The sequence below is a fragment of the Marinifilum sp. genome, assembly GCF_965230805.1.
In the GTDB taxonomy this organism is placed as follows: domain Bacteria; phylum Bacteroidota; class Bacteroidia; order Bacteroidales; family Marinifilaceae; genus Marinifilum.
Genome location: NZ_OZ246019.1, coordinates 19,868 through 45,091 on the forward strand (window position 1 = coordinate 19,868; position 25,224 = coordinate 45,091).

The window sequence follows — 25,224 nt, forward strand, 5'->3', positions numbered from 1 at the left end:
ACCATGCTTTTTTAAGGCAAAAGGACTACAAAAAACATCAATACTTAAGCTTTTAAGGTAAGAACCTCACCTTTTTACCTTACAGGCTCTCTTTTTAATGTTAAAAGCTCAGGTTTTAAGGTTTAATGCATAGATATTAAGATTGCAAACTCAGTTTTTTGCATTAAAAGTTGAACTTTTTATGCGAATCAACTCGCAATCACCCTATATTTTCTTCTTCTTTGAATTAAGGTTTCACGACAAATAATGTATGTTTATTCATAAAACGAGCATGATTAAAAAAGCTATCCGGAATAGCAATCCCTGGATCTCCATTTACAATTTCCATCTAAAGAATACCAGTCATTGTTAATTTCTTTTTAATAACTCCTTTCCAAAGTAGTCTAATCTTTTCTGATAAAATAATACCTTTAAGTCTGAATTTGATGCAAGGGAATACTGTGCAATTCAGTAACTGTACCCGCAGCCGTAATCTGTTGAAATGTTTTGATTCTTCGGTGTCACTGACAAGCAACTGCCTGTTGGGAAGGCAAATCAAAATACAGTAAGTCGGAAGACCTATCAAATTCAATCTAATTCGTAGCTTTCGGGAATAAGAGCTTAAGAAGACATATTGACATTCTTATATTTTATCCTTTTTGCTACCATTAATTGAATATTAATTAAAAATGAAAATTAATGGAACAAATACACGTTATTAAGCGTGATGGAACACGTGCGCCCATAGATCTTGCAATGATACATGAAGCAGTTGAGTGGGCATGCAATGGATACGATGATGTATCTGTTTCTGATATTGAGATTAATTCCAAACTTCAATTTTTTGAAGGAATTACAACTTCAGAAATTCAAAAAGTTATGATCCGCTCAGCAGCAGATCTTATCTCACACGAAAAACCAAACTATCAGTACGTAGCTGCTCGTTTGTTACTAATGGACTTGCGGAAACAGGTGTATAAGCAAGCAGAGCCCATTCCTTTCGAATATCTTGTAAGAAACAATATCTACAAAGGAATTTATGACAAGGTATTGCTTGAAAAGTACAGCCCCCAGGAATTGGTATTTTTTAGCAAGCAAATTAATTACGATCGCGACTTCAAGTTTACCTTTGCCGGCTTAAGCCAAATGGTCGACAAATATTTGCTGCAAGACCGAATTAGTGGGGAACTGCATGAAACACCACAGGAATCCTTCATGCTCATCAGTATGTTCATGTTTATGAACTATGATTCGGAAAATCGCAAAAAATATGTTGTTCGATTATACGAAGCATTGTCGCAGTTTAAGATTAGTCTGCCAACTCCTATTATGGCCGGGGTAAGAACTCCTTTGCGACAGTTTAGTTCTTGCTGCTTAATTGATGTGGGTGATTCTATCCCATCTATCATGAATTCGAATACCGCAGTGGGTTACTACACTGCCCAGCGTGCAGGAATAGGTTTAAACTTTGGTAGGATAAGAGGAATTGATGCGCAAATAAGAGGTGGTGAAGTGGTACACACGGGTTTGGTACCATTTTTAAAAATGTTCGAAGCCACCACCAAAAGCTTTACTCAAAATTCAATTCGCGGAGGTGGTTCTACTTCTGCCCTTCCTTTTTTTCATTGGGAAATTGAAACCTTTATCCAATTGAAAAACAACAAAGGGAATGATGAAAATCGCGTGAGACGCATGGACTATTCGGTTGCGCTTAACAAACTGTTTCGAGACAGAATTAAAAGAAACGAAAACATCAGTCTTTTTTCAAGCGAAGAAACACAGGAACTTTACGAACTTTTTTACAGTTCTGATTATGAGCGTTTCGAAGAAATGTATCTGAGATATGAGAAGGATCATACCATACGCCGAAAATCAATAAATGCGCGTGAACTGTATTTAGCCATCCTGAAAGAACGTTACGAAACAGGGCGTATTTACATTTTAAATGCAGACCATGTAAACAAGCACTCTTCTTTTAAAGACAGTATTTACATGAGTAATCTGTGTCAGGAAATTACTCTGCCAACATCACCTTTAACGGATATCAATAAAGCTGATGGTGAAATTGCCATGTGCATATTGAGCAATATCAATTTGGGTAAACTAGACAATATTCAGGAGTTGGATGAGCTAACAGAGCTGTTGGTACGATTTTTAGATGAGCTAATCGATTATCAGGAATATCCGGTACCAACAGCCGAAAAATCTACCAAGAATAGAAGAAGTTTAGGCATTGGTGTATCGGATGTGTTTAACTTTCTTGCGAAAAACAGCTTAAATTTCGATGAAGAGGACGGAAGAATCGTAATTCATCAATATATGGAACGTTTTCAGTATGGTTTGATTAAAGCCTCAGCCAATCTTGCCAAAGAAAAAGGAGCTTGTAAATATTTTAACCGAACCAAGTATTCCGATTCTATCTTCCCAATTGATACTTACGAAAAAAATGTAGATGACATTGTTCCAAACGAACTGATCTGCGATTGGGATGCTCTTAAAAAATTGGTGAAACAATATGGCTTGCGCAACTCCGCTTTAAGTGCGATTCCTCCTGCTGCTTCAAGCTCAATAGTTTCGAACTCTACTCCCGGGCTTGATCCGGTTAGGAAATTGTTGATTGCAAAAATGAGTAAATATGGTCCTTTAAAACAATTGGTTCCCGGATTTGAACACTACAAGGAAAATTATCCCCTTGCCTGGGATATCAACAATGAGGAATATCTAAAATTTGTGGCCATTTTTCAAAAGTTTCTCGATCAGAGTATCAGTACAAATGTTTATTACGACATCTCGAAATACGAGAGCAGTAAAGTTCCGGTACGCGATTTAATTCGACACGAAAGCATTGCTTACAAGTATGGTTTAAAAACGCTGTACTATCTAAATAGTAATGATAATTCGGGCGAAAGCTCTCAGGAATTGGCGCAAGCCAATAATACAAATACAGCTGCCAGCTCTAAGAGTTCAAAGCCTGAATTAGACAATGAAGTTCTTGAATGTGAAGGTGGCGCCTGTTCTGTTTAATCAATTAAAAAACATATTGTAATGACTAATAAACCAAGTTTATACAACGACAATAAAATTGATTTTCTTACCGAAAAAATGTTTTTTGGACAGGGAAAAAATGTTCAGCGATACGATATTCAGAAGTATCCTTTCTACGAAAACTTATCGCAAAGAATGTTGAGTTTCTTTTGGCGTCCCGAGGAAATATCTCTAATTAAAGATATCAACGATTTTAACACCCTTTCGGAGCAAGAAAAATTTATTTTTACTGAGAATTTAAAATACCAGATTCTGCTTGATAGTGTGCAGGGACGTTCACCTTTTTTAACCTTTGGGCAAGTGGTAACACTACCCGAAGTAGAAGAAGCTATTATCATTTGGGATTTTTTCGAAACCATCCATTCCATGAGCTATTCTTACATCATTAAGAATGTTTATACCAGTCCTGAAAAGATATTCGATGACATCATGACCAACGAGATGATTGTTGAACGTGCCGGTTCGGTGACCGACCATTATAACGATTTCTATCATTATTTAATTAAATATCAGGCTCAACAATTGGGAATGACCGATAAGAATACAATTGAATTAGAAGACCTTAAGAAGAAGCTTTATTTGGCTTTGGTTTCGGTTAATATTCTTGAAGGAGTACGCTTTTATGTTTCTTTTGCCTGTTCCTTTGCTTTTGCTGAAAACAAAAAAATGGAAGGGAATGCAAAAATTATCAAGTTTATTGCCCGCGATGAAAATGAACATTTGGCCATTACTCAAAAAATGATTCGAGATTTGCGAAGCAATGAAGAAGAAGGCTTTGCTGAAATTATTGAAGGTTTGGATGATGAAGTATATGCCATGTATAAAGATGCTGCTGAGCAAGAAATGCGCTGGGCAGAATATCTATTCGAGAAAGGTTCAATTATCGGATTAAATGACAAACTTCTGATTAAATACATGAAACACATGACCGATAAAAGGCTAAAGGGAATTGGTCTAAAACCAATTTACAATGAAAAGAACAATCCGCTTTCCTGGATGGATCATTGGCTTCGAAATGATGCCGTAGAGGTATTGCCTCAGGAAACCGAAATCAGTTCCTATGTGGTAGGTGGAATTGATATGGATGTAAATGATGACGATTTTAATGTTTAGGGGATCATTTTAATACACCGCTATAAAGCTGGTATAACAAAAGAGACTTCGTGGTATCAACCGGAAGTCTCTTTTTTCTATTTTATCTGCAAGTTCAATTAAAGATATTCGCCACAATCAGTGAAAACGGTGACAATATTTTTAATTGAAATCAGCTTACAAGCCAAAGAAATAAGCAAACACCTTGCGAACGTAAGCATTATCTTCTACTCCACCCGTTTCGCGAACCGAGTGCATGCCAAACATCGGATTTCCAATATCCACTGTACGGATATCAACCTGCCCTGTTGACACATTCCCTAAAGTGCTGCCTCCAACCAAATCGGAACGGTTCACAAACTTTTGGTAAGGAACATCAGCATTCTTGCATAGTGTTTCGAATACAGTTCCCGAATCACCATCGGTAGTATATTTTTGATTGGCATGGATCTTAATTACCGGACCTTTATTGATGAACGGACGATTGGTAGGATCGTGCTTCTCGCCAATATTTGGGTGAACGGCATGAGCCATATCTGCCGAAATCATAAATGAGCTGTAAATGGCACGGTGCAAAGATTCCATATCCTTACCCAATTTAAAAACAATGCGTTGAAGAATGTGACGCAATACCGGGGAACCCGCTCCCTGCTTGCTTACACTGCCTACTTCTTCGTTATCGAATATGGCAAGCATTTGTGTCTTTTTAGAGTTACCAACCGATAAAAGTGCTTTTAAACCTGCATGAGCCATGGCCAAATCATCCAATCGCGATGACGAAATAAACTCATCGTTTAAACCAAAAATCGATCCTTTCTCAAGCTCGAACAAGTTCACATCAAAATCGATAATGGATTCTGCATCAATTTTCAATTCGTTGGCGATTAATTTCACCAAACAATTGTCTTTCTCCATTTCTTCGGTAATCATAGAAAGCAATGGAAGCATATCCTTCTGCTTGTTTAATGCCACACCCTCGTTTACTGCACGGTTCAGGTGAATTGCCAAATTAGGAATCACCATTAAAGGGCGGTCGATTTTTACATACAAATGCTCTGGCTGCAAAGGATCGTTCGATTGCACTGATACACGCCCTGCAATGGAAAGAGGACGATCCATCCAGGTATTTAAGATCGGGCCACCATAAACTTCTGTATTTAACTTGATGTAGTTTCCTTCGACTTCGATTTCAGGATTTGGCTTAATTTTAAATCCTGGTGCATCAGAGTGGGCACATATCATTTGAAATCCTTCTTCTTCAATCTCACCTGTTCCAAGCTGAAAAGCGAAAATGGCAGAACCATTTTTAGTTGTAAAGTATTTTCCTCCCTTTTCAACTGTCCATTCATCACGAAGATCCAATTCCTGATATCCCGCCTCATTTAATTCTTTACGGATATTATTTACTGCATGATAGGTACTTGGACTGCCATGTATAAAATCAATTAGTTCTTGTGCTTGTTGTTTGGTGTTACTCATAGTATGTGTTTTAATATTGTCTATAAAATTTGAATTTCAAATCTACGTTATTTCTTAGAATTAATAATGAGTTATTCGATTGGAATGAGCCTTTCTCAGAAAAGTAATATTAGAGCCTAAAATACTTAAAGTGATTAACACTTTTAACTGCAGGCAGTTTTCACTTCAGGCAGTTTATACACTTTAACTACTTAATCTGCTCATAATTTTCTCCTAAATATTATATTTGCTCTTATCTGATTACCCTAATAAAAACCAAGTATGACAAACGATCCGATACTGGAACTCTACAATCATCAATTTGCAATTATTTCATTAGAAACCACCGGTATTTCTCCTCTGCAAGGTGATCATCTGGTTGAACTCTCGATTCAAACCGTTAACTGGAATGGAGAATTATTAGACAGTTATGTAACGCTTGTGCACCCGGGAAAAGATATCGAAGGCTTCCAAATTCATGGGATTACCGACGAAATGGTAAAAAACGCCCCTTCTGCTAAAGATATTGTGCCAGACATTCTTTCTCGTCTGAATGGGAAAACCCTGGTTGCTCATGATCTGGATTTTGCAGTTCGATTCTTAGAACCCATTTTAAATGGCAGTATGCCGAAGTTAAAAGGGATCTGCACACTAAAATTGTTTAATTTGGTTGCACCCAAATCGGGCTTGCGTCGTTTGGAACAGTTGTGTTCCTATTACGATATCGATTTTTCGGTGCGTCATAGTGCCAAATCTGATTCTCTGGCCACAGCAAAATTATTCTCAATTCTAAAAAATTTATATGCGCAGGAATTTGAATTGGAAAAGTTTGTAGAGAACTTTTTGCATGTTACTGATATTAAAGATTGTCCGAAAGAGCGCAACATTTTTATGAAGCGCAACGAAGCAAAGAACATCGCTAACATTCAGAAAACAAAGCTTTACGATCTGCTGAACAGATTAACCTCAAGTGCCGGCGATTCGGTTCCTGTTCGACAGTATTTAAATGTATTGGATCGTGCTTTGGCAGATCGTATTTTGGAAGAAAAAGAGATCATTTCTCTGGTTGATCTTGCCACTGCCTACAAGCTATCCAAAGATCAGGTAATGGAAATTCACGAAGAATATCTGCGCAAGCTAATTCGCATTTACCTTTTAGATGAAATTCTTACCAATGCCGAAATGGATGATCTGAATTTGGTTTCTGATTTGCTTTGCATCCTGCCAAAAGAAATGGATTTATTGATAGAATACGAACGTACCAAGATTCCCATTACAACACCGGGAATTCAAAAACAGTTGAAATCTTTAGCAGGAAAAAGCGTTTGTTTCTCGGGTCACCTAAACTGCAAGATGAATGGCAAACGCATTGATCGTGAACTGGCTCAGCAATTGGTTAAGGAGCGTGGCTTAATTGTGAAACGTGTAGTTTCCAAAAATGTAGATTACCTGATTACGGCGCACGCAGAGCAATTTTCCGGTAAAGGACGCAAAAACCGAAAAGCCATGGAATATCATGTTAATGTGATAGATGAGAAGGTATTTTGGGAAATGATTGGGGTGGTGGTTGATAATGAATAGTTTTAGCACGTGATTTTGCGCTTTTTTGCTCCAGTAAATTTGTAATTTACAGGTTTTGAGGAAAGGATTTCAAATCCGAAATCTTCTTAAGAATTAAAAATTCTCAACTCATAATCCCTGATTCAAATCAGGGATAGCAGGATTATTCAAGCTTTGCTTCACTCGCAGTGGAACACTCGCTATTTGTAAGCGACTTAATGGTTTCATGTAAGGCAGAGCTTGCAAATACCAACGGATAAAGATCTTCATAATACCACAGCGAAGCAAAATACAAGCCTACTGGCGCAGCTTTAACATCATTTAAATCTTTTGGAAGATGCAATTCGAACCAATGCATTGCTTGGTCTACGTTCTCTATTTTTTTATGAGATGCCAAAGCACGAATGGCTAAAGATGTTTCTTCGATGGTAGATATTAAGTTTGTGTTTCCTCCCCATCCTCCATCTTCATTTTGTGATGCTTGCAGAAAGTCTATTGCTTTACGCTTAACTTTAGAAAAACCTACTAATGCATCTGGTTTTAAACTACTTATAGAGTATAATACTATTGACGTTCCATACACAGGGTTTTCATGCTGAACATCGTCCTCGTTTCCAAACCATAAAGGCAACCAAGAACCATTAGCCAGTTGAGATTTCTGCAAATACTTCCATGCCTTTTGCATACTTTTATCGAGCTTAGTTCTGGTCTGTACATCCATTTTATCGCGCCAAAGCGACAATGCTTTAATGGCATGTGCACTGATATCGGGACAAGAACAGTCGAATGGCAATTTGCCCCAACCTTTGCAGAAAGTAGGCATTCCTCCATCATTGTTCTGAAGGTCAATTAACCAATTCACGGCATTTTTTATGGCATCTATGGGAATATCCTGATATTCGTTTAATTTATGCAGTGCAATTAGTGCCCCCGAAGTATCATCGGCATCAGGTACTCCTCCCTGCAAATGAGTCCATGCCCAACCTCCTGGTTTTGCCTTGGTAAATAGGTGAATTTTCTTTAATTGATGGTCTAAATAATAATCAGTAAGCTTCTGTTTTTCTGACAATTGAGACAAGTGCTCATGATCCAGTGCATTTACAGACAATGATGTTACCCAGGTGGCCAAATGTGTATCAATTGGCCAGGAACCATCATGGCGAATGGATTGTTCTAAAAAGTTGGCAGCTTTCTTGCAGACCTCCGATTTTCTCTCGCCTGCTCCTATCAAACTCATCAATACAAATCCGGTTAAAGGTGAGGCTTCCAAAAAGCCACCCTTATGGGGCTGTTTTTCTGCCAAAATCTGAAGAACTTTTGGTTTCACCAACCGGTTTAGCTTTCGCATCAGCAAGCTTTGCCTGCTATTTCTTGATTTTACCAAGCCTATGGCTATCAGCGCGGGAATGGCATAACTTACCACCGATAAGTTGAGAAACTTAAAGAACTGATCTGGAAAAACTGCCAATTGAAAAGGAAGTTGCGGAACAAGTTTCCAGCCTTTATCTCCCAATCGGCCCGCCAAAGCACACATGGATAATATGGGAACCGAAAAGCTTTGATCTTTTTGATAGTGATTCAAAACAGCCGAACTAATTGATTCGGGATCTAGGTTTTTTAAACGATCAGTTAACCAATTTTCAGCTTTCTGTATGGTTTCAGTAAATTCAGGGCGATCTTTTGCAATTGAAAAGCAGGCCCAGGTAAGCAAGGTAGTACTCAAATTACTTTTGCTTCGAATGGAATCGCCCCAGCCTCCATCTAAATTTACATTCTTAGCCAACCAAACTAGTCCCCTGCTAATCTGTAAATCGTATTTCTCCTTATCGTATTTCCAAAGAGCAAAAACTGCTACAGCAGTTGATAATGCACTACTGGATAATTTTCCATCCCAATATCCCTTTTCATTTCGAAGGGAAAGAATGTACTCATCCAATTTTTTCTTGATCGACTGAATTTGATTGCAATTCATCCTGAAATGTCATCAAGATAAAACACCCAAACCTAAAAGAGCATAATAGGTATATTCTACATCACAGTTTGTATCTGCTATGCTTCCAAAAAATCCGCCTGATTCGTCCCAGTGAAGGTTAATGAAATCCAGAGAATTTTCGCTAAAGGATTCCATTTTTTCTCCGGACATTTTTATAGCCAACAATGCAGTGGCTGTTGATAGTAAATCCGAAACCGGCACATCCTTGGCAGCCACAAATCCACCTTTCTTCGATCTCCTTTCAAGCAACCATTCCTTACTTTTTTCATTACCCAAGTTCATCATCATACCAGCTGCAGTAGCAGAAGTAACCCCATCGGAACTGTTGCTTTCATTCGCATAAGAACCATTATCCAAGATTAATGAAAGATTTGCATTTTGTATTTCTTCAATTGAATCTGCTTCTATTTGCAGATCCTGATACAGGGTCCACATTAAATAATTCGCATAAACCGTTGATTGTTCTTCCTCCTTTGCATTGTGATTGTATCCTTCGTCACCTGCAATATAACTCTCCAAATCCCAAAGTACTTCAGTACAATCACTCATGGTTCTTGTAACCAGTTGTCCTATTATCAGGTTTTTGGCAAAATTGAATCTTAAGTATTTTGAAGCATTAAATCCCGATTTTTGCCTGATATCGATAAGATGAACCAAATAGAAAGCTCGCACCAAGCATACCGAATGAACAAAATCAAGATTTCTCTGATCAAATTCTGCAAGGAAATTTTTCTCCTGATCAAGATTTAATTTCATATCAAAAACCAAGGCAAGCGTATACCCAAAAACCGAATAGTATAGGTCTGATTTGCCTGCCTTATCAACAAATCCACCAGACTCACATTTTTGAGAGTGTAAAAACGAAATGATACGATTTTGAGCATCTTCACTTAAGACTTCTCTTGCGCTTAACAAGGCTTCCAATATTTTTTGGTTGCAATTGATTGATTGATTATTCATATTTATTCAGCTACAATCCGATTTAATAATCGAGTTAATAATATTTTTAAATTTAAATTGGACAGCTTGCATAAGCTTTTCATTGCTTTGCCTTTGTACTCAGCTAACATTTCTTCTGCTTCATGCATGGCCTCTTTGGTTTCATCCCATTTTAAGATATCCGAATCCTGTTTTAGCCTCCATTTCTCCATCTTGTCGGGATGTTTTTCATTTAAAATACAGGAAACCAATGATGGTTGAACTGTATTAAATCCACTGGCAATTTCACTTTGCCTGAAATCTTCCAAATCATCATTAATTTGATAAGCAATCCCCAATGCTGTACTGAATTCGGTTATCACCTCCATAACATCGTTTCCTGCATTCGCCTGAATGGCTCCAAATTGCAAGGCTACCTCGAAAGCCGGAGAAGTTTTGTTGCTAAATATTCTAATAATTTCTTCCCGGCTTAGCAATTTACCGTTCGATCGCCATAGTAGCTCTTCTCCTTGTCCCAATGACAAATCGCGATGAGCACGAGAGGCTACCTTTAGTAAACTTTTGATATGCTTTGCACCCGATTCGGCAATCATTTGGTAACCATATCCTACAATTAAATCTCCAACATTTAAAGCAACAGGTACATCAAACTCCTTGTGCAGGCTGGGCTTACCATATCTTTCATCATCATCATCTGCAATGTCGTCGTGCACAAGCGATGCTTTATGAAAACACTCTATGGAAACTGCCAATTTTCGAATGGTTTCGTCATACTCTCCCAATTTGCTGGTGAGTGCATCATAAACCGCTGTCATGATTAATGGACGCCAGCGTTTTCCGTCTTTCTCTATCCAATTGATTGCAATATTAACAGTATCATCTGTGTAATCAAAGAAATTTCTCAAGTTATCCTTGTTAAACCACGATTTAACAGTTTTTTTTAATTGATCCAAATCAATCCATCCATGCCAATTGCTTTCCTTTCTATTGGCAAGAACTTCATTTAACCAAATCTCATCAACTTTTGAATTCTTACAATTGTTATTGTAGAGCGGAATAGCTATGGAAGGTACGGCTTCTTTTACTGCCAACGGAAAAGATCTTTCGAAAGAGTGCAAACAACCAACACCTACAACACACTCTACCTTGCCCGAAGCGAGCAATAAACTGGCCGATGTAGTACCCTCACTAACAATTGTGTGGTAGCCCAATTCATCGGCTTTAGAAATAATATCCGCCAAATCGCATCTGCCGCATTGTTCGCAAAGCAGACCCAGTTCATCGAATTTTGCAGGGCATTTGGCATGACTAAAGCACTTTGGCAGCAGTAATATTCTGCGATTAAAAGGAATACCACCTACAACATTCTGCCAGGCAAAATTATTAATCATTACGGCCAAGAGTTTTTGATATAAGAACAACTCAGGATGCAACTTTATCAATTCTGCGGAATGAAAAATCACCTCCGATTCCTGTAAAGGAGGAATAATTTCTGTTTCGGCAGCATAATCACGTATCAAATTCCTGATTTGCTTTAACTTCTCAGGAGTTTGCGGTAGTGCATTTCCTAAATTGGTATTTATCTGATCTTTTCTTAAAATCATTTTTTAGATTCCAGATTTGAGATATAAGATGTAAGAAAAAACTAATAGAAAAGACATCCCTTTCATCTAGCTGTTATTTATTTGTTAATTACGATAATCATCATTAAAAATTAACCATAGGCACCAAATCCAAAAAATGAATATTTCTTTGCAAATCGATAAACCCAGGATTTTTCAGGAATTTCCTTTCCCGGGATATGATGACCCGCACATGGTTTCATTTTTTTTAGCTCCTCGAATGCTTTATTTCTTTTTGATGAATCGTAGGCATGTACCTCTTCGAGCATGCTGCTTAAATGCTCAGGGTCGTCCAATAAAATACAGCCTTGCGTTCTCTCTTTTATTCCTGACCTGAGTCTTGACAGGTAGTTTGAATTTTCAATCACACTTGCCAAATCCGATCCATCGCCAACACTTTCGCCTGCAAACTGAATTGGCGGACAGAATTCAATATCCCCGTAAGGGTTAATGTGATGAGATAAACCTATGGCACCCGGACAAATCGCATTTCCTTTCTCATCCCAATAGGTATCAATTATCATTAAAGGTGCTTTTACCCGAATATCGACCATGAATCGGCGAAGTTCCAATATTTCTTCTTCAGAAAGAGCCAGATCTGTTGTTGGACGCTCTCCCACTGGTCGATAAATGTAATACCACAAGTAATGAACTCCTTTTTTGATGCAGGAATTCACAAATTCTTCGCTCACCAAATCTTTAAAATTAGATTTACAAACACTGGTAGCAACACCGGTAAATAGTTTGTTGCGGGTTGCCGATTCGATTCCGCTCATGGTTCTGCAAAAAACGTTATTGGCACCACGTCGAACATCGCTTACATCCTGCAAACCTTCCACACTAATTAAAGGTGATACATTTCCCAATGCCCTTAGTTTTTGAGCAATATCATCGCTTAGTAATGTACCATTTGTGAACAACTGAAAATAGCAATCGGAATGACGCTCTATTACTTCCAGCAACTGGGGATACATCAAGGGTTCACCTCCCAATAATCCAAAAAAGAAGGAGCCTTTCTTCTTGCTTGAATTGATAATGTTCTCCAAGGTTTCCACATCCATGCCTTTGGAGGTGTTGTTGATGGTTACCCAACAACCCTGACAGTTCAGGTTACAATTATCAGTAACCGAAATCATCATAAATGCGGGATACAACTCTCCCTTTTTCAGGCGCTTTTTATGTTTGGCCACAGCCTTCATTCCTTTAAAACCCAGGTTGTAACCAAGCTTCCAAAGCAACATTAAATCAACGGTGCGCAATATTCTCGATCCTAACGAAAAAATCATTAACAATAGTTTTTAGATAATAGATATGGTATTTACAGATCTCTAACAACAACAAGAACCTGAATCACCATCCTTGCAATCGCAATCACAGTCGCAACTTGCTTCCGGTTGATCTTTACAATTGCAGTCGCAATCGCACTTCTCTTCCTTTTTCTCCTCTTTCTTTTCGCTTCCGCTGCAACATGCCCGGCGTTCTTCTTCTGCCATTTGCAACTGGTCCTTCTTCAGCAAAGAAACCTGGAAATTCTTTCTCCTGGCACTCAGTACCGAATAAACATCATCGTTTTGGATTTGCTCCAGGATATCTGTTTTTTCCATCTGCAATCCATCTCCTTCTCCTCCATCTATCGGACTTTCGGCATGTTTCGGGAAGATAATTGCATTTTGCGGGCAAACTCTGGCACAAGCCGGACACATATCCTTACAATTTGCTGAAGACGATACCACTACCGTTCCATCATCCTCAACCGAATAAACGCTGAACAAGCAAAAATTCAAACACTTTCTGCACCCATTGCAACGCTCATAATCAATCACCGGATACCAAGGTTTCCAGTCGTCAGAATATTTAATTTGCAAGGGTTCTCCAGTTCCTGATTCCAGGCTCGAAATCAATTCATCCTTGCCCTCATCATCAATATGGTGATATTCGCTTGTAAGATCTTCTTTTCTACCTCCTGAATTATCAAGCAAGTTCTGCATGGCACGAGCCTGACAGCCAAAAACGACAGCTTCTTTGGCTGTGTACAGACTTTCCAAATCCTTTGGATTCTTAAGAATTGTACCACACATATCTTCAATATAAGTGAAACCAATATTCTTCTCCTCCAAAGTCTGCATCAATTTCTCAACCGACTCTTTTTCGATTTTTCCATCTTTCTCGCATCCACAAATAAATATCTGCTTACTCATAGTCTAGATTTTAAGTATCACGATTCAAGTATCAAGAAATTGCTCTTGTGTAAAAAACAAATTGCTGAAACTTTAATTCTATTTCTTCTTCTAACAATTAGTAATTACTCTTTGTTAATTATTAATTGCTTTTACATCGTATGCCATTAATGCATCTCCATGACGGATATACAATACACCTTTGGCAATTACCGGTTGAGCAAAGTGCTCTTTGCTTCCTTTGGTAACTTTAAATTTGCTAACTACTTCCATGTTCTCAGGTGTAACATTCACCAAACCAACCTGTCCTCTTTCGTTATAGCAATACAACATACCATCAGCAGCAATGGTAGCGCCTCTTCCAAACTTCAAAGTATCTCTGGTTTCGCCGGTTTCGGCATCAACACTTTTCCAAACTTTTTTGCGATGTGCCGAAGCAATAATTTTCCCATTTAGCTTTACAACACCACCCATAATGTTATCCAGTTCTTCGTTTCTCCACACTTCCGTGATTTTAGTACCATCTTCTTCCAATTTTAACTTTACGGCACCATTTCCACATCCCGTAACGTAGTACAAATATCCATCCTCATAAATCGGGGTATTTCCGTTAACATCTCCTTTGGTGGTATCTTGCTGATGAGTCCATAAAGTTTTGCCTGTTTGCGACTCAATCGCCAACAATGCATGTTCCGAAAATGTTACCAATACATTTTTTGTTGAATACTCAATTAACAAAGGAGAACAATAAGCAGGCATTTCTCCAACTCCCGAATTGATCCATTTGGTTTCACCCGTAAATCGATCCAATGCAATAATGTTCTTCTCTTTGCCACCAGGCGCTGCAAATACCAAATCACCATCTACCAAAAGAGATTGAGAATATCCAAAACGTGTATTTTTACCTTCAAATTTTTCCAGGATATTGATTTTCCACTTTAACACTCCTGTTTCAGCATGGATACAAGCAACATCTCCCATACCGGAAGCCACATAAACCAAATCGCCTACCACAGTGGGAGCAGAACGAGATCCAATGTAATTCTTCATCCAATCTTTGCCAAACTCGGTTTTCCAAAGCATCTTCCCTTCCAAATCCATGGCAAACAGATAGGCAATGCTATCAATTTCGCCATTCAGATAGATATTATTTTCAGTAACAACAGGCGATCCATAGCCATTTCCTAAGCCTTCAGTATCCCAAAGTAGTTTAGGTCCATCTTTTGGCCATTCTTTTAAGAGATTTGTTTCTGCATAGGTTCCCGAGCGGTTTTCACCTCTCCATTCGCTTACTTTTTTCTGTTTTGGGGTACATGAAAACAGCAAGAATGCCAACAATAATAAAATGTAGTTTTTCATAGGTAAGGGATTTAAATTTTAGATAATTTTCCGTTATCAAGTTTGTATATTTTCTTCATTTTCTTTGCCAGATCCATGGAGTGCGTAACCACCACCAGCGTTACTTTTTGTTTTTCGTTAATCGATACCAATAAATCTCCTAGCTGTTCAGCCGATTGCTTGTCTAAGGAACCCGTAGGCTCATCAGCCAATAACAAGCCAGGTTGCTGAATTAGTGCACGCACCACAGCCGTTCTTTGGCATTCTCCGCCCGACATTTGCCCGGGCAACTGACTAATTTGATCTGATAAACCAACAAAATCAATCAATTCCTTAGCCCTTTGTTCTGCCTCAATTCTTAGCTTTTTATCTTTTTCAGGAATCAAGGGAACCAATACATTTTCGATTAAACTTAGCTGAGGAAGCAAGTGATGCGATTGAAAAATGAAACCCAGATTCCTGTTTCTGAAGCTGGCTATTTCATCTTCGTTTCCTTTTGATATGTCTTTATCTGCATGCAGAATAACTCCGGCATTGGCCTGATCCAATGAACTAATCAAATTTAGCAAGCTACTCTTGCCCGAGCCCGAAGGGCCTACAATTGCCACCGAATCACCCGATTCTATTTTTAAGGATAAATCGTCAAGAACAATTCTTTTTTCCTTTCCCGGAACCTGATAGTATTTTGAAATTTGCTTTAATTCTATCTTCATTCTTTTTTGTTTTTCGAATCCTTAAAATATTACAAATCGATTTTCAAATCACTTTTTTTCGTTCTAATACTCATTTTATTTGATAAAGCCCCGCTTCATTCGCCATTCTTATCTTCCCATCGCTTCAAAATGTATTTCCATAGCTTTAAATCATCGTCCATAGGGCAGTTTGCTCAATCCATAGCCTAAAAATCATCGTCCATAGCCTAAAAATATCGTCCATAGCCTACCTAACCCGTCCATAGCCTAAAAACATCGTCCATAGCCTACCTAAGCCGTCCATAGCCTAAATAAGTAATCATTGCGGGGCTTTCAGAAGGTTTTACTTCTCTCCAAAGACATAAACAGATCCATCCATTGATGTCACCACAATCATTTTTTCAACCACTGCAGGCGTAGCAATTAATGCTCTTCCTATTTCGTATGACCAGAATTTCTGACCATTCTCTTTGTTCAACAGGTAAATTCGCCCGTCACCCGAAGCCATTACAACAGCATTAGCAGCAATAACAGGCGATGCTTCTATTTTGTTCCTGGTTTTAAATTGCCATTTGATTTTTCCTGATTCTTTCTCGAAACAATATACTTGTCGATTCTCTGCTCCAATTATCACCACATCATCGCTTATAGCAGGTGATCCCAAATAAGAAATGGCTCCTTCCTTTTTCCAGTTTACCTGATTTTTTTGATAATCTACACAGTAGAATTCACCATCGTGATCGCCAAAAAATGCGTAGCTTCCATCCAAAGCCACCGATGAAGCAATGTAAGTCTGTATATCCAGCTTGTTCTTTGCTTTCCCACTATTTACATCCACCTGATGCAGGAAACCATCGCAACCTCCAAATACCGCAATTTCGCCATTACACGAGGCTGCTCCGTTTATGTAATTGTCCGATTCATAAGTCCAGAGTTTTTTCCCGCTTTTGGCATCGAGGCAATACAGCAAAAAATCGTAGGAACCAAAAAGGATTCTTTTCTGCTTGCTTTTTTTATCGTAAAACCAATTGGCTGAACCCGAAATCTGTCCATCTGTAACCCATTTCCATTTTACTTCTCCGGTACTGGCATTCAGGCAATAAAATGTTCCGTCCAAAGCCCCAAAATATACATTTCCATCCAAGTACATGGGCGAAGCTTCTATCGAAGTTTCAGCATTAAATTTCCACTTTAGTTTGCCCTCCTTATTTAAAGCATACAAACAGCCATCATTCGAACCCAGGTATATCATTCCATTTCGCACAATGGGCGATGATTTAATGGCATCGCCCGTTTTGAACGACCACAAAAGGGAGGGATTCTTTGGCAATTCGGCCTCTGTAACACCTTTCAATTCGGTATTCCCACGAAACGAAAGCCAATTGTGCTTGTTTTGTGCAATAGAGCCAAGACTCATCACTACACTTAATATGGTTAAAATCAATTGTTTCATAACTACAGCTGACAGTTTTTAAAAAGGCTGCCAAGTCAATATCATTGTTAATTACTAATTATTCATTGATAAAGCTCCTGTTGGACAAGCTTCCGCACATTCTCTGCCTGCAATCTTAAGCGCTTCATTCAATTCCTGCTTAAAAGGTACTGCTACCTTAACGGTAAAACCACGACCAATATTGGTAAGTCCGGTTTTTTCGCCATGCCTTTCGGCGATTTCAATGCACAATCCGCATTTAATGCATTTTTCAGGTTCATAAATCACCGAATCATGATTGATGTATTTCACAACAGAATTTCTCTCGCCCAAAGCAAACCTCCTGCGGTCGATCTTGTATTCCTCGGCACAATCCCTTAAACGGCAATTGTCTAATTTCCTGCAATCGCAATGCATACAACGTTTTGCTTCTTCAATAGCTTCCTGTTTTGTATACCCTTTCGGTGATTTTGCCTCAACTCGATTTCCCTCAAGCGATTCCTTTAAATATTCAGCCAACTCCTCTTTTCGAAGTGTACCAAATCTTGAGTTAAAAAGGCGTTCAGTTGCTTTTGCTTTTCCCGCACTTAAAAATTCGTGCACCGACCAAGCTGCCTCTTTTCCCATTGCAACAGCTTTCACAGCCATTTTTTGTGCTCGAATGATACTACCACAGGCAAATACTTTTGAACTGGAAGTAGCATAAGTTCCCACTTCAACCTGTAGACCTGATTTTCCTTTCTCTAAATCAAAAACTTCACCATTGGCACCATTGGCAAGTATTATTGCATCAAAATCTTGCGGTAGCGAAGTAAACTGCTCTCTTGTAATTTTCTGGTTAATATTCAACACAAGCCCCAATTGCTTCAAAGTTTCAATTTCCCTTACCAGGATATCTCCAGGCAATTCGTCATTTTCTATCGAATTCAGAAGGCTTCCACCAGCTTTATCCTCTTTTTCGAAAATTTCGCATCCATATCCGTTCAACAACAGATGGTAAGCTGCCGATAATCCTGCAGGTCCCGCACCAATCACAGCTACTTTCTTCCCATTTGCTTTCTTTTTCTCAGGAAGATATTCTTTGGCTTCCTCATCAGAAAAGCGCTTGAGCAAACAAATAGAAACCGCTTGGTCTACATCCTTTCTGCGACAAACTTTTTCGCAAGGTGCAGAACATACATATCCCAAAATCCCCGGAAGGGCAATTTCTTCTTTCACAATTTTCAATGCCTTATCGAACTGATTATTGGCAATGAATCGGTTCATTTTCGGAATGTCCATATAGGCCGGACAAGCCACACGGCAAGGAGCTTCGCAATCACCAACATGATCGCTCATTAATAGCTCGATGGCTTCCTTCCTGGCTTCCTTTACTTCCGCATCTTCGCTTGCCAAATCCATTCCATCAACTACTTTGGTAGCACAAGAAGGAATCATTTGCTGGTTGGCATTGTTTTTCACCATACAAACCATGCAGCTTGGATGATTGCTGCATCCATCCAGGTAACACATACTTGGAATTTCAATGCCTGCAGATCGGGCGGCATTTAAAATGCTGCTTCCTTCGGCTACTGTAATGCTTTGATTATCTATTTTAATTGTTGGCATTTGTATCGTATTTCTGAGCTGGTCTGTTTTTAAAAATCCATCAGCTCTCGTCAAGTTTTATTTAATTTCTACCGCATCCACCGGACAAATCTGCTTACAGATATCACACTTAATACACAATTCATTATCCACTTTGTGCAATTCGTAAGGCTTTGCTTCTATAGCATCCACCGGACAACGCTGAGCACATTTGGTACAACCGGTGCAATCATCGTTAATTTCGTAGCGAATTAAGTTCTCACATTTTCCGGCCGGGCATTCACCTTTGATGTGTGCCTCGTATTCGTGGCGAAAATACTTTAATGTTGACAATACAGGATTTGGTGCGGTTTTTCCCAAGCCACAAATACTCCCTTTTTGGGTGTTTATGGCCAATTGCTCCAATAAATCCAGGTCGCTCAATTTTCCTTTTCCAGATTTAATTTTATCCAAGATCTCAAGCATTCGTCTTGTTCCTATTCTACAGAAAGTACATCTGCCGCAGGACTCTTCCTGAGTAAATGACAAGAAATAATGTGCGATATCAACCATACAATCCGATTCATCCAACACGATTAATCCTCCCGATCCCATCATGGCTCCTACCTCTTTCAGAGAGTCGAAATCAATGGCCGTATCTGACATATTCGCTGGGATACATCCTCCTGATGGACCTCCAATCTGTAAGGCTTTAAATTGCTTTCCATTGGCAATTCCACCACCAATCTCTTCTACAATTTGGCGAATGGTAATACCCATTGGCACCTCAATCAAACCACCTCGATTGATTTTACCCGCCAAGGCAAACACTTTGGTTCCTTTGCTATTATCGGTTCCAATCTGCTTGAAACTTTCCGCACCATTGCGAATAATAAATGGCACTAAAGTCAGGGTTTCAGTATTATTAATCAATGTTGGTTTCTCCCATAAGCCTTTCTCGGCTGGGTATGGCGGGCGCAATTCCGGAATCCCACGTTTCCCTTCTATGGAAGCAATCAGTGCAGTTTCTTCACCACACACAAATGCACCTGCTCCTTCAAAAACCTTTAAATCGAAAGAAAATCCTGAACCTAAAATATCCTCTCCTATTAGTCCCTCTTTTTTACAAATCTCTAATCCTTCCTTAATCCGACTAACCGCCAAAGGATACTCTGCTCGAATATACAAACGGCCTTCGCTGGCACCTACGGCATATGCTGCAATAAGAATTCCTTCTATTACTCTGAATGGGTACGATTCCAACAACATTCGGTCCATGAAAGCTCCCGGATCACCTTCATCACCATTACAAATGATATATTTTTTATCGGCCTTGGCATTCTTCACCAAATTCCATTTGATAAAAGAAGGGAAACCTGCTCCTCCTCGTCCTTTCAGACCACTTTCTTCTATTTGGGAAATGATCTCGTCTTGCGAAAGCTCTTTCAGGCATTTAACGAAGGCTTCGAAACCATTTTTCGATTTGTATTCTTCAAAATCCGAAGGTTTGATCTCTCCCCTGTATTCGGTAGCAATATTTACCTGTCCCTTTAAAAACTCTGCAATTGGCGTATCTTCTTCGTTGGCATTGTACCTGTTCGAACTGATTGGGATATCTGAAAAAGTAAGGTTCTCGGCATAATTGTAGAACCTGTTTTTGAAGCGACTCATCCAACTTTCGGAGCGAAAGTGTTTTTTAATGATTTCACTTACCTCATTCGCATTGATTTTTGTGTAAAAGGCAGCTTCTTCACCGTCTTTGTGAATTTCCAACATAGGAACCTGGTTGCACACACCAACACAGCCTACCTGTTTTACATCCACTTTTATCTGATTATCGGCAAGGGTTCTCTCCAGCTCTTCCTTTACGCCAGAGCTACCACTTGCGATACAGCACGATCCTAATCCAATTCGAATTTCACCTTGTGATATTCCATCCTCTGTTACTTCACGAACTTGTTTCTCTTCGCTTGGCGCCAGATTTTTAAAATCCTCGATGATTTCCGCAACCTTACCGGTTTCAACATGTCCGTAGGTTACATCATCAATTTGAACAACCGGGGCAATGGTACAGCATCCCAGACAGGCAACTTCCTCAACAGTGAACAGTTTTTCGGCATCCGTATCGCCTTCGCTAATGTTTAATTCGCGCTTAAAACTATCGTAAACTTGTTTGGCTCCCTTTACGTGGCAAGCCGTTCCCACACATACCTTTACAATGTGTTTCCCAACTGGTTGATGTCGAAACTGAGAGTAAAAGGTAGAGATTCCTGTAATCTGAGACTCGGTAATTTCGGTTGTTTCACAAACTCTTTTTAAGGCTTCTTCGGGTAAATAGTTAAACTTCCCCTGAATGGCCTGAAGAATCGGAATTACCTTATCAGAATCCTTTCCTTTTTCAGCAATTATTTTATCAACAATATTTTGAATCTCCATCATAACTATTTCCCTATACAATAAAGGTGTTTCTCTCCACGGATGTATACTTTTCCATCAGCAAATGCTGGTGTCATATCCGATTTTTCTCCCAATGCAGGAGCTGCAATTTCCTGGTATTCCTTATCAGCTTTGAAAATATGCATTACCCCATCTCTGTCGAGCAGATATACATTTCCATCCACCAGGATTGGCGATGCATAAAATCCACTATCGAATTCCTGTTCCCAGCGAATTTCTCCCGATTTGGCATCGTAACACACTACAGCACCGTAACTGGTTACAATAAACAGGTTATCGCCCGAAAGAATCGGACTTGGAACATCCGACAGGTAATCGTAAGCTTCCCATAAAACTTCAGGATTTTCACCTGGCTTGATGGCCACAAGGCTTGCATATTCGTTCATGGCATACACAATTCCATCGCTAACTGCTACCGAAGGACCAACCTCACCGGTAATGCAATCCAATTTCCATAGTTCCTGTCCAGTGTTTACATCATAGGAAGCAACACAAGGATCGGCTGCAAGAATAACTTCGGTTTTTCCACCAATTTCAGCAATCACAGGTGATGCCCATGAAACGCGAACTTTTCGTTTGGTACTCCACAACTCATCTCCATTGGCCGTTGAAAGTGCCATTACCTTTGCTGCTTTCTTGTGGTCGAACTGTACAATCAATTTATCCTTAAAGATCAGCAATGATGATGAGTGTCCGTAATGATTATCAGGCACTCCCAGGTTCTTCGCCCATTTCTGTTTTCCGTTAAAATCAAGGGCAATAATATCTCCGTTTGCAAAAATGGCAAATACTGATTTTCCATCGGTTGTAACGGTTGAGGCAGCATGACCTGTATCAGGTGTAACTTCGGGTGATGTAGCCGGTGATCCCGCAATGCCTTCCGCTTTTTCGGTCCATATTAGCTTTCCACTATTGCGGTCATAGCAATACACTTCTCTTTGACTGGCATTGGCACCAGACAAAAACAGTTTATCTCCCCAAATTACTGGCGAATTGTAGGCATGTATCGGCACCTGCACTTTCCAAAGCACATTTTTACCACTTGCACCATCCCAATCGGTTGGGATATTTTTTTGATAGGAAACTCCCTGGCCTCCGGCACCACGGAATGCAGGAAAGTTTGCCATCATCTCTTTTGTAGGATAAGAACTCGTAGCAACTTTTTTGACAGGAGCTTCTACCTTCTTCTCAACTACCTCTTCTTTCTTTTCTTCCACAACAGGATCAGCAGGTTTGTTTTCCTCTTTTTGCATTTCTTCTGTTGGGTTCTCCTCCTTAATTTCTTCTTCTACGGCTGGCTCTACTTTTACCACTTCTTCTTTGATAGGTTCCACAACCTCAACATCGCTGCTTTCTTCAGGAGTTGTTTGCGCTACAATAGCAGCCTGACTAAACTGGTTTCCAAGCTCTTTATGAGTTAAAAAAGCAATCAGTAAAGTAATTGCAACCAATCCAAAACCGCCCACACCAATCCATTTTCGTGCTTTCTCCTTAAAAAGGATAATGTTCTCTTCTTCGCTTTCGCTGATTTCCGGTAACTTTTGCTTACCAGCATAGAACATCTGTAATGCTATTGCGCTAATGATTACACCCAGCAACAAAAGATATCCTCCCGCTTTTACCTGCCACTGATTGGTGAAGTAAGCCTTTCTTACCAAAAGATCCATTTCACGAATCTGCTCTCGCAATTGGTTATCGTTTGGATTTTCTTCCAATCGTTCTACCAATGAATTAATAAGCTCTGTATTCACAGGATCAATTCGGTTGATTTGAATGTAATTCACCAGCACCAACATGCAGATGATAAAGGAGAAAGTAGCAGCCACAATGGCAATGTTTCTCCACAGCGATAGATTGGTTTTTCTTATTTTGAAATTCTTATTCATGGATTAGTAATTTACTACTGAATATTTTTATTTCGATTTTAGAATTGAAAATTTTGTTTCATCTTATTCTTACTCCCGATTACATTGTTCTTCATTATTTTGGGATCCAGAAGGGGAAAAATTCTCTACATTCTAATTACTCATTATTAATTGTTAATTCTTAAATCTTCTCCACCGGGCAATACTTCAAACACCTCGCACAACTCACACATTCACCTTTGTCTGCCTCGTAATCTTCACGGTATCGGTATCTTGTTAATCCTGCCAGCGACAATCCGAACACCAAGCCAATGAAGGCTCCCAGCATCCATGATCCGTAATAGAATTGTTTCAATATTTCGGCAGATTCCAGGTACAAAGCTTCCTTGGTTTTACCAGAAGTTCTAAACCCTTCAATCTCCAGGCTTTCTTTCATGGTATTGGCATCGAAATGCAACAATTCATTTGCCAGGCGTACTTTGGAATTAACCAAGGCCAAATTCTCATGAAAATTGGAAACCACCCAACCACCAATTATCATTAAAGCAGGAATAATCATGGCCAAAAGAATAAAACGTCGGGTTGCCGATCGCTTGTCTTCCATTTGCTTCACTTCAACAGGCTTGTTAATGGCATCGATAGGACATGAATTCTCGCAAAGCTTACACTGAATACAACTTGCCGGTGTAATGCTTAGGTGATTTTTAGAAACTCTGCTTATCAGGTTCAGAATCACGCCATATGGACATAGAAATCTACAATATGGGCGTGCAATAAAAACACTGATCAGCAAAAATGCTGCTCCAATGGCAAACATGAAAAAAGTAGCATTAAACCTGAATATCCCTACAAAAGGATCGTATCTACAGATGATAAAATCGGTTCCGGTAGCAGCGTAAAGAACTGCCAGTCCAAGATAAATCCATGGGATTAAGCCAAGCACCTTCTGTAGCCATTTCTTCAAACTCACAGGTCTTAACAGGAATACATCCTGCACTGCGCCTAAAGGACATACACCTGCGCAAAATGTTCTTCCGAAAAACAGTGTGTATACCAAAGGAATCACAAAAAATGCAAGTGCCGAAAGCGGGATATGATATCCTGGATTGAACAAGGCCAGCACCACATTCTGAATCGATCCCACAGAACACACACAGCCTTCTCTCAGGAATCCAAAATATATGATAGAGAACAGGGAGGTGATTACAACTCCTGTTCTTGAACGTTTCTTGTGGATAAACCAGGTAATCAGGCTTAGAGCTGCAACCAGGAGCAATACATCCACCAATGCGAAAATTCCTGCTCGCGGATCGGGCATGGAAGTTACTGGCTGTGTGTAGCCTGACTCAAACTCGGGTCTTGGAAATCGTTGAGTTTGCGCAAAGCTGGCAAAATCAATTATCGATAATAGTAAAAGAGAGAGTATCGAAAAGACTTTCTTCATTTCTTAAATCTTTTTATTGGTTTTGAAGCCTGCAAACTGGTAAGCTTCGTCTAGAGGAACTCGTTTAAATGCATCGGCAGGACAATCGCGTGCAATAGCACATTCGTTACAGTTTACGCATAAATCGTGGCTCACCTGTAATTGCAGGGAACCATTTCCGAAGGCTCCACAACCTTTCACACATTTCCCACAGGCGATGCACAAATCGTCTATAATTTCGTATTTGAAATATGGATCTTCGACATAGGTTCGTTTGATTGCACCAGTAGGACAAAGCATATTTTCTGCCCCGGTAGACAGGTTTTTCACATTTGGACGGAAATATCCCCCACACAAATCGCAATAACCACACATGTCGTATACATGGATGCATTTCACTGCCGATGGAGTTACCACACAACTTGTTGCACAGCGTCCGCATTGCGTACATTTTGTTGGGTCGAGCTGCCAAAAGAAATCTCCTTTAGCACTCTTGCTTGCCAACACTCCCGCAACACCAACAATACTGGCACCGGCTGCAAAACGAAAACAGGTATTAATAAATTCTCTTCTGTCTTTTTTCATA

The 25,224-nt window shown here is 39.4% G+C and carries 17 protein-coding genes and 1 riboswitch; of the genes, 3 read left to right on the forward strand and 14 right to left on the reverse strand.

Annotated elements, in window-relative coordinates:
* Window positions 1-406: 406 nt before the first annotated feature.
* Window positions 407-580, forward strand: a riboswitch (cobalamin riboswitch).
* Between the two features lie 98 nt (window positions 581-678).
* Both nrdA and nrdB read left to right on the forward strand, forming a co-directional pair.
* Window positions 679-3,003: a class 1a ribonucleoside-diphosphate reductase subunit alpha gene (gene nrdA, locus ACO05S_RS00090; protein WP_421919515.1), complete on the forward strand. Its 2,325-nt coding sequence runs from the start codon at window positions 679-681 to the stop codon at window positions 3,001-3,003.
* 21 nt (window positions 3,004-3,024) lie between these two features.
* Window positions 3,025-4,137, forward strand: coding sequence for a class Ia ribonucleoside-diphosphate reductase subunit beta (gene nrdB / locus ACO05S_RS00095; protein ID WP_421919516.1), 1,113 nt, complete (start codon window positions 3,025-3,027; stop codon window positions 4,135-4,137).
* 156 nt (window positions 4,138-4,293) lie between these two features.
* Here nrdB and ACO05S_RS00100 read toward each other — a convergent pair whose 3' ends face one another.
* Complete coding sequence (locus tag ACO05S_RS00100) at window positions 4,294-5,595, reverse strand: M18 family aminopeptidase (RefSeq protein WP_421919517.1); 1,302 nt, start codon at window positions 5,593-5,595, stop codon at window positions 4,294-4,296.
* Between the two features lie 261 nt (window positions 5,596-5,856).
* On the opposite strand from ACO05S_RS00100, the gene ACO05S_RS00105 reads away from it, so the two are divergent.
* Complete coding sequence (locus ACO05S_RS00105; RefSeq protein ID WP_421919518.1) at window positions 5,857-7,155, forward strand: exonuclease domain-containing protein; 1,299 nt, start codon at window positions 5,857-5,859, stop codon at window positions 7,153-7,155.
* Window positions 7,156-7,297: 142 nt separating this feature from the next.
* On the opposite strand, the gene ACO05S_RS00110 is transcribed toward ACO05S_RS00105, so the two are convergent.
* From ACO05S_RS00110 to ACO05S_RS00170, 13 genes are all read right to left on the reverse strand, one after another.
* The gene (locus ACO05S_RS00110) at window positions 7,298-9,106 is read right to left on the reverse strand and encodes a prenyltransferase/squalene oxidase repeat-containing protein (protein WP_421919519.1); all 1,809 of its coding nucleotides are present in this window, start codon (window positions 9,104-9,106) and stop codon (window positions 7,298-7,300) included.
* A 12-nt stretch (window positions 9,107-9,118) separates the two neighbouring features.
* Window positions 9,119-10,087 (reverse strand): prenyltransferase/squalene oxidase repeat-containing protein, encoded by a 969-nt coding sequence (locus ACO05S_RS00115; RefSeq protein WP_421919520.1) that lies wholly within the window; start codon window positions 10,085-10,087, stop codon window positions 9,119-9,121.
* A gap of 2 nt (window positions 10,088-10,089) precedes the next feature.
* Entirely contained in the window at window positions 10,090-11,670 is a 1,581-nt protein-coding gene (locus ACO05S_RS00120) for a polyprenyl synthetase family protein (protein ID WP_421919521.1), read from the reverse strand.
* 110 nt (window positions 11,671-11,780) lie between these two features.
* Window positions 11,781-12,974, reverse strand: a complete 1,194-nt coding sequence (locus ACO05S_RS00125) for a radical SAM/SPASM domain-containing protein (RefSeq protein ID WP_421919522.1) — start codon at window positions 12,972-12,974, stop codon at window positions 11,781-11,783.
* A gap of 42 nt (window positions 12,975-13,016) precedes the next feature.
* Window positions 13,017-13,886: an ATP-binding protein gene (locus ACO05S_RS00130; RefSeq protein WP_421919523.1), complete on the reverse strand. Its 870-nt coding sequence runs from the start codon at window positions 13,884-13,886 to the stop codon at window positions 13,017-13,019.
* A gap of 114 nt (window positions 13,887-14,000) precedes the next feature.
* A complete protein-coding gene (locus ACO05S_RS00135; protein WP_421919524.1) occupies window positions 14,001-15,224 on the reverse strand; it encodes a PQQ-binding-like beta-propeller repeat protein in 1,224 nt (407 codons plus the stop codon).
* 11 nt (window positions 15,225-15,235) lie between these two features.
* Entirely contained in the window at window positions 15,236-15,916 is a 681-nt protein-coding gene (locus ACO05S_RS00140; protein ID WP_421919525.1) for an ABC transporter ATP-binding protein, read from the reverse strand.
* Window positions 15,917-16,238: 322 nt separating this feature from the next.
* A complete protein-coding gene (locus tag ACO05S_RS00145) occupies window positions 16,239-17,348 on the reverse strand; it encodes a PQQ-binding-like beta-propeller repeat protein (RefSeq protein WP_421919526.1) in 1,110 nt (369 codons plus the stop codon).
* A 54-nt stretch (window positions 17,349-17,402) separates the two neighbouring features.
* Entirely contained in the window at window positions 17,403-18,935 is a 1,533-nt protein-coding gene (locus tag ACO05S_RS00150) for a 2Fe-2S iron-sulfur cluster-binding protein (RefSeq protein WP_421919527.1), read from the reverse strand.
* A gap of 57 nt (window positions 18,936-18,992) precedes the next feature.
* On the reverse strand, window positions 18,993-21,332 hold the full coding sequence (locus ACO05S_RS00155; RefSeq protein ID WP_421919528.1) for an NAD(P)H-dependent oxidoreductase subunit E: 2,340 nt from the start codon (window positions 21,330-21,332) through the stop codon (window positions 18,993-18,995).
* Window positions 21,333-21,334: 2 nt separating this feature from the next.
* Window positions 21,335-23,236, reverse strand: coding sequence for a PQQ-binding-like beta-propeller repeat protein (locus ACO05S_RS00160; RefSeq protein WP_421919529.1), 1,902 nt, complete (start codon window positions 23,234-23,236; stop codon window positions 21,335-21,337).
* A gap of 160 nt (window positions 23,237-23,396) precedes the next feature.
* Window positions 23,397-24,659, reverse strand: coding sequence for a 4Fe-4S binding protein (locus ACO05S_RS00165; protein ID WP_421919530.1), 1,263 nt, complete (start codon window positions 24,657-24,659; stop codon window positions 23,397-23,399).
* Window positions 24,660-24,662: 3 nt separating this feature from the next.
* Window positions 24,663-25,223: a hypothetical protein gene (locus ACO05S_RS00170; RefSeq protein WP_421919531.1), complete on the reverse strand. Its 561-nt coding sequence runs from the start codon at window positions 25,221-25,223 to the stop codon at window positions 24,663-24,665.
* Window position 25,224 lies beyond the last annotated feature (1 nt).

Bases quoted from the DNA above. Each gene is read 5' to 3' on its own strand.
- nrdA (WP_421919515.1), top strand. From the start codon at position 679: ATGGAACAAATACACGTTATTAAGCGTGATGGAACACGTGCGCCCATA.
- nrdB (WP_421919516.1), top strand. From the start codon at position 3,025: ATGACTAATAAACCAAGTTTATACAACGACAATAAAATTGATTTTCTT.
- ACO05S_RS00100 (WP_421919517.1), bottom strand. From the start codon at position 5,595: ATGAGTAACACCAAACAACAAGCACAAGAACTAATTGATTTTATACAT.
- ACO05S_RS00105 (WP_421919518.1), top strand. From the start codon at position 5,857: ATGACAAACGATCCGATACTGGAACTCTACAATCATCAATTTGCAATT.
- ACO05S_RS00110 (WP_421919519.1), bottom strand. From the start codon at position 9,106: ATGAATTGCAATCAAATTCAGTCGATCAAGAAAAAATTGGATGAGTAC.
- ACO05S_RS00115 (WP_421919520.1), bottom strand. From the start codon at position 10,087: ATGAATAATCAATCAATCAATTGCAACCAAAAAATATTGGAAGCCTTG.
- ACO05S_RS00120 (WP_421919521.1), bottom strand. From the start codon at position 11,670: ATGATTTTAAGAAAAGATCAGATAAATACCAATTTAGGAAATGCACTA.
- ACO05S_RS00125 (WP_421919522.1), bottom strand. From the start codon at position 12,974: ATGATTTTTTCGTTAGGATCGAGAATATTGCGCACCGTTGATTTAATG.
- ACO05S_RS00130 (WP_421919523.1), bottom strand. From the start codon at position 13,886: ATGAGTAAGCAGATATTTATTTGTGGATGCGAGAAAGATGGAAAAATC.
- ACO05S_RS00135 (WP_421919524.1), bottom strand. From the start codon at position 15,224: ATGAAAAACTACATTTTATTATTGTTGGCATTCTTGCTGTTTTCATGT.
- ACO05S_RS00140 (WP_421919525.1), bottom strand. From the start codon at position 15,916: ATGAAGATAGAATTAAAGCAAATTTCAAAATACTATCAGGTTCCGGGA.
- ACO05S_RS00145 (WP_421919526.1), bottom strand. From the start codon at position 17,348: ATGAAACAATTGATTTTAACCATATTAAGTGTAGTGATGAGTCTTGGC.
- ACO05S_RS00150 (WP_421919527.1), bottom strand. From the start codon at position 18,935: ATGCCAACAATTAAAATAGATAATCAAAGCATTACAGTAGCCGAAGGA.
- ACO05S_RS00155 (WP_421919528.1), bottom strand. From the start codon at position 21,332: ATGATGGAGATTCAAAATATTGTTGATAAAATAATTGCTGAAAAAGGA.
- ACO05S_RS00160 (WP_421919529.1), bottom strand. From the start codon at position 23,236: ATGAATAAGAATTTCAAAATAAGAAAAACCAATCTATCGCTGTGGAGA.
- ACO05S_RS00165 (WP_421919530.1), bottom strand. From the start codon at position 24,659: ATGAAGAAAGTCTTTTCGATACTCTCTCTTTTACTATTATCGATAATT.
- ACO05S_RS00170 (WP_421919531.1), bottom strand. From the start codon at position 25,223: ATGAAAAAAGACAGAAGAGAATTTATTAATACCTGTTTTCGTTTTGCA.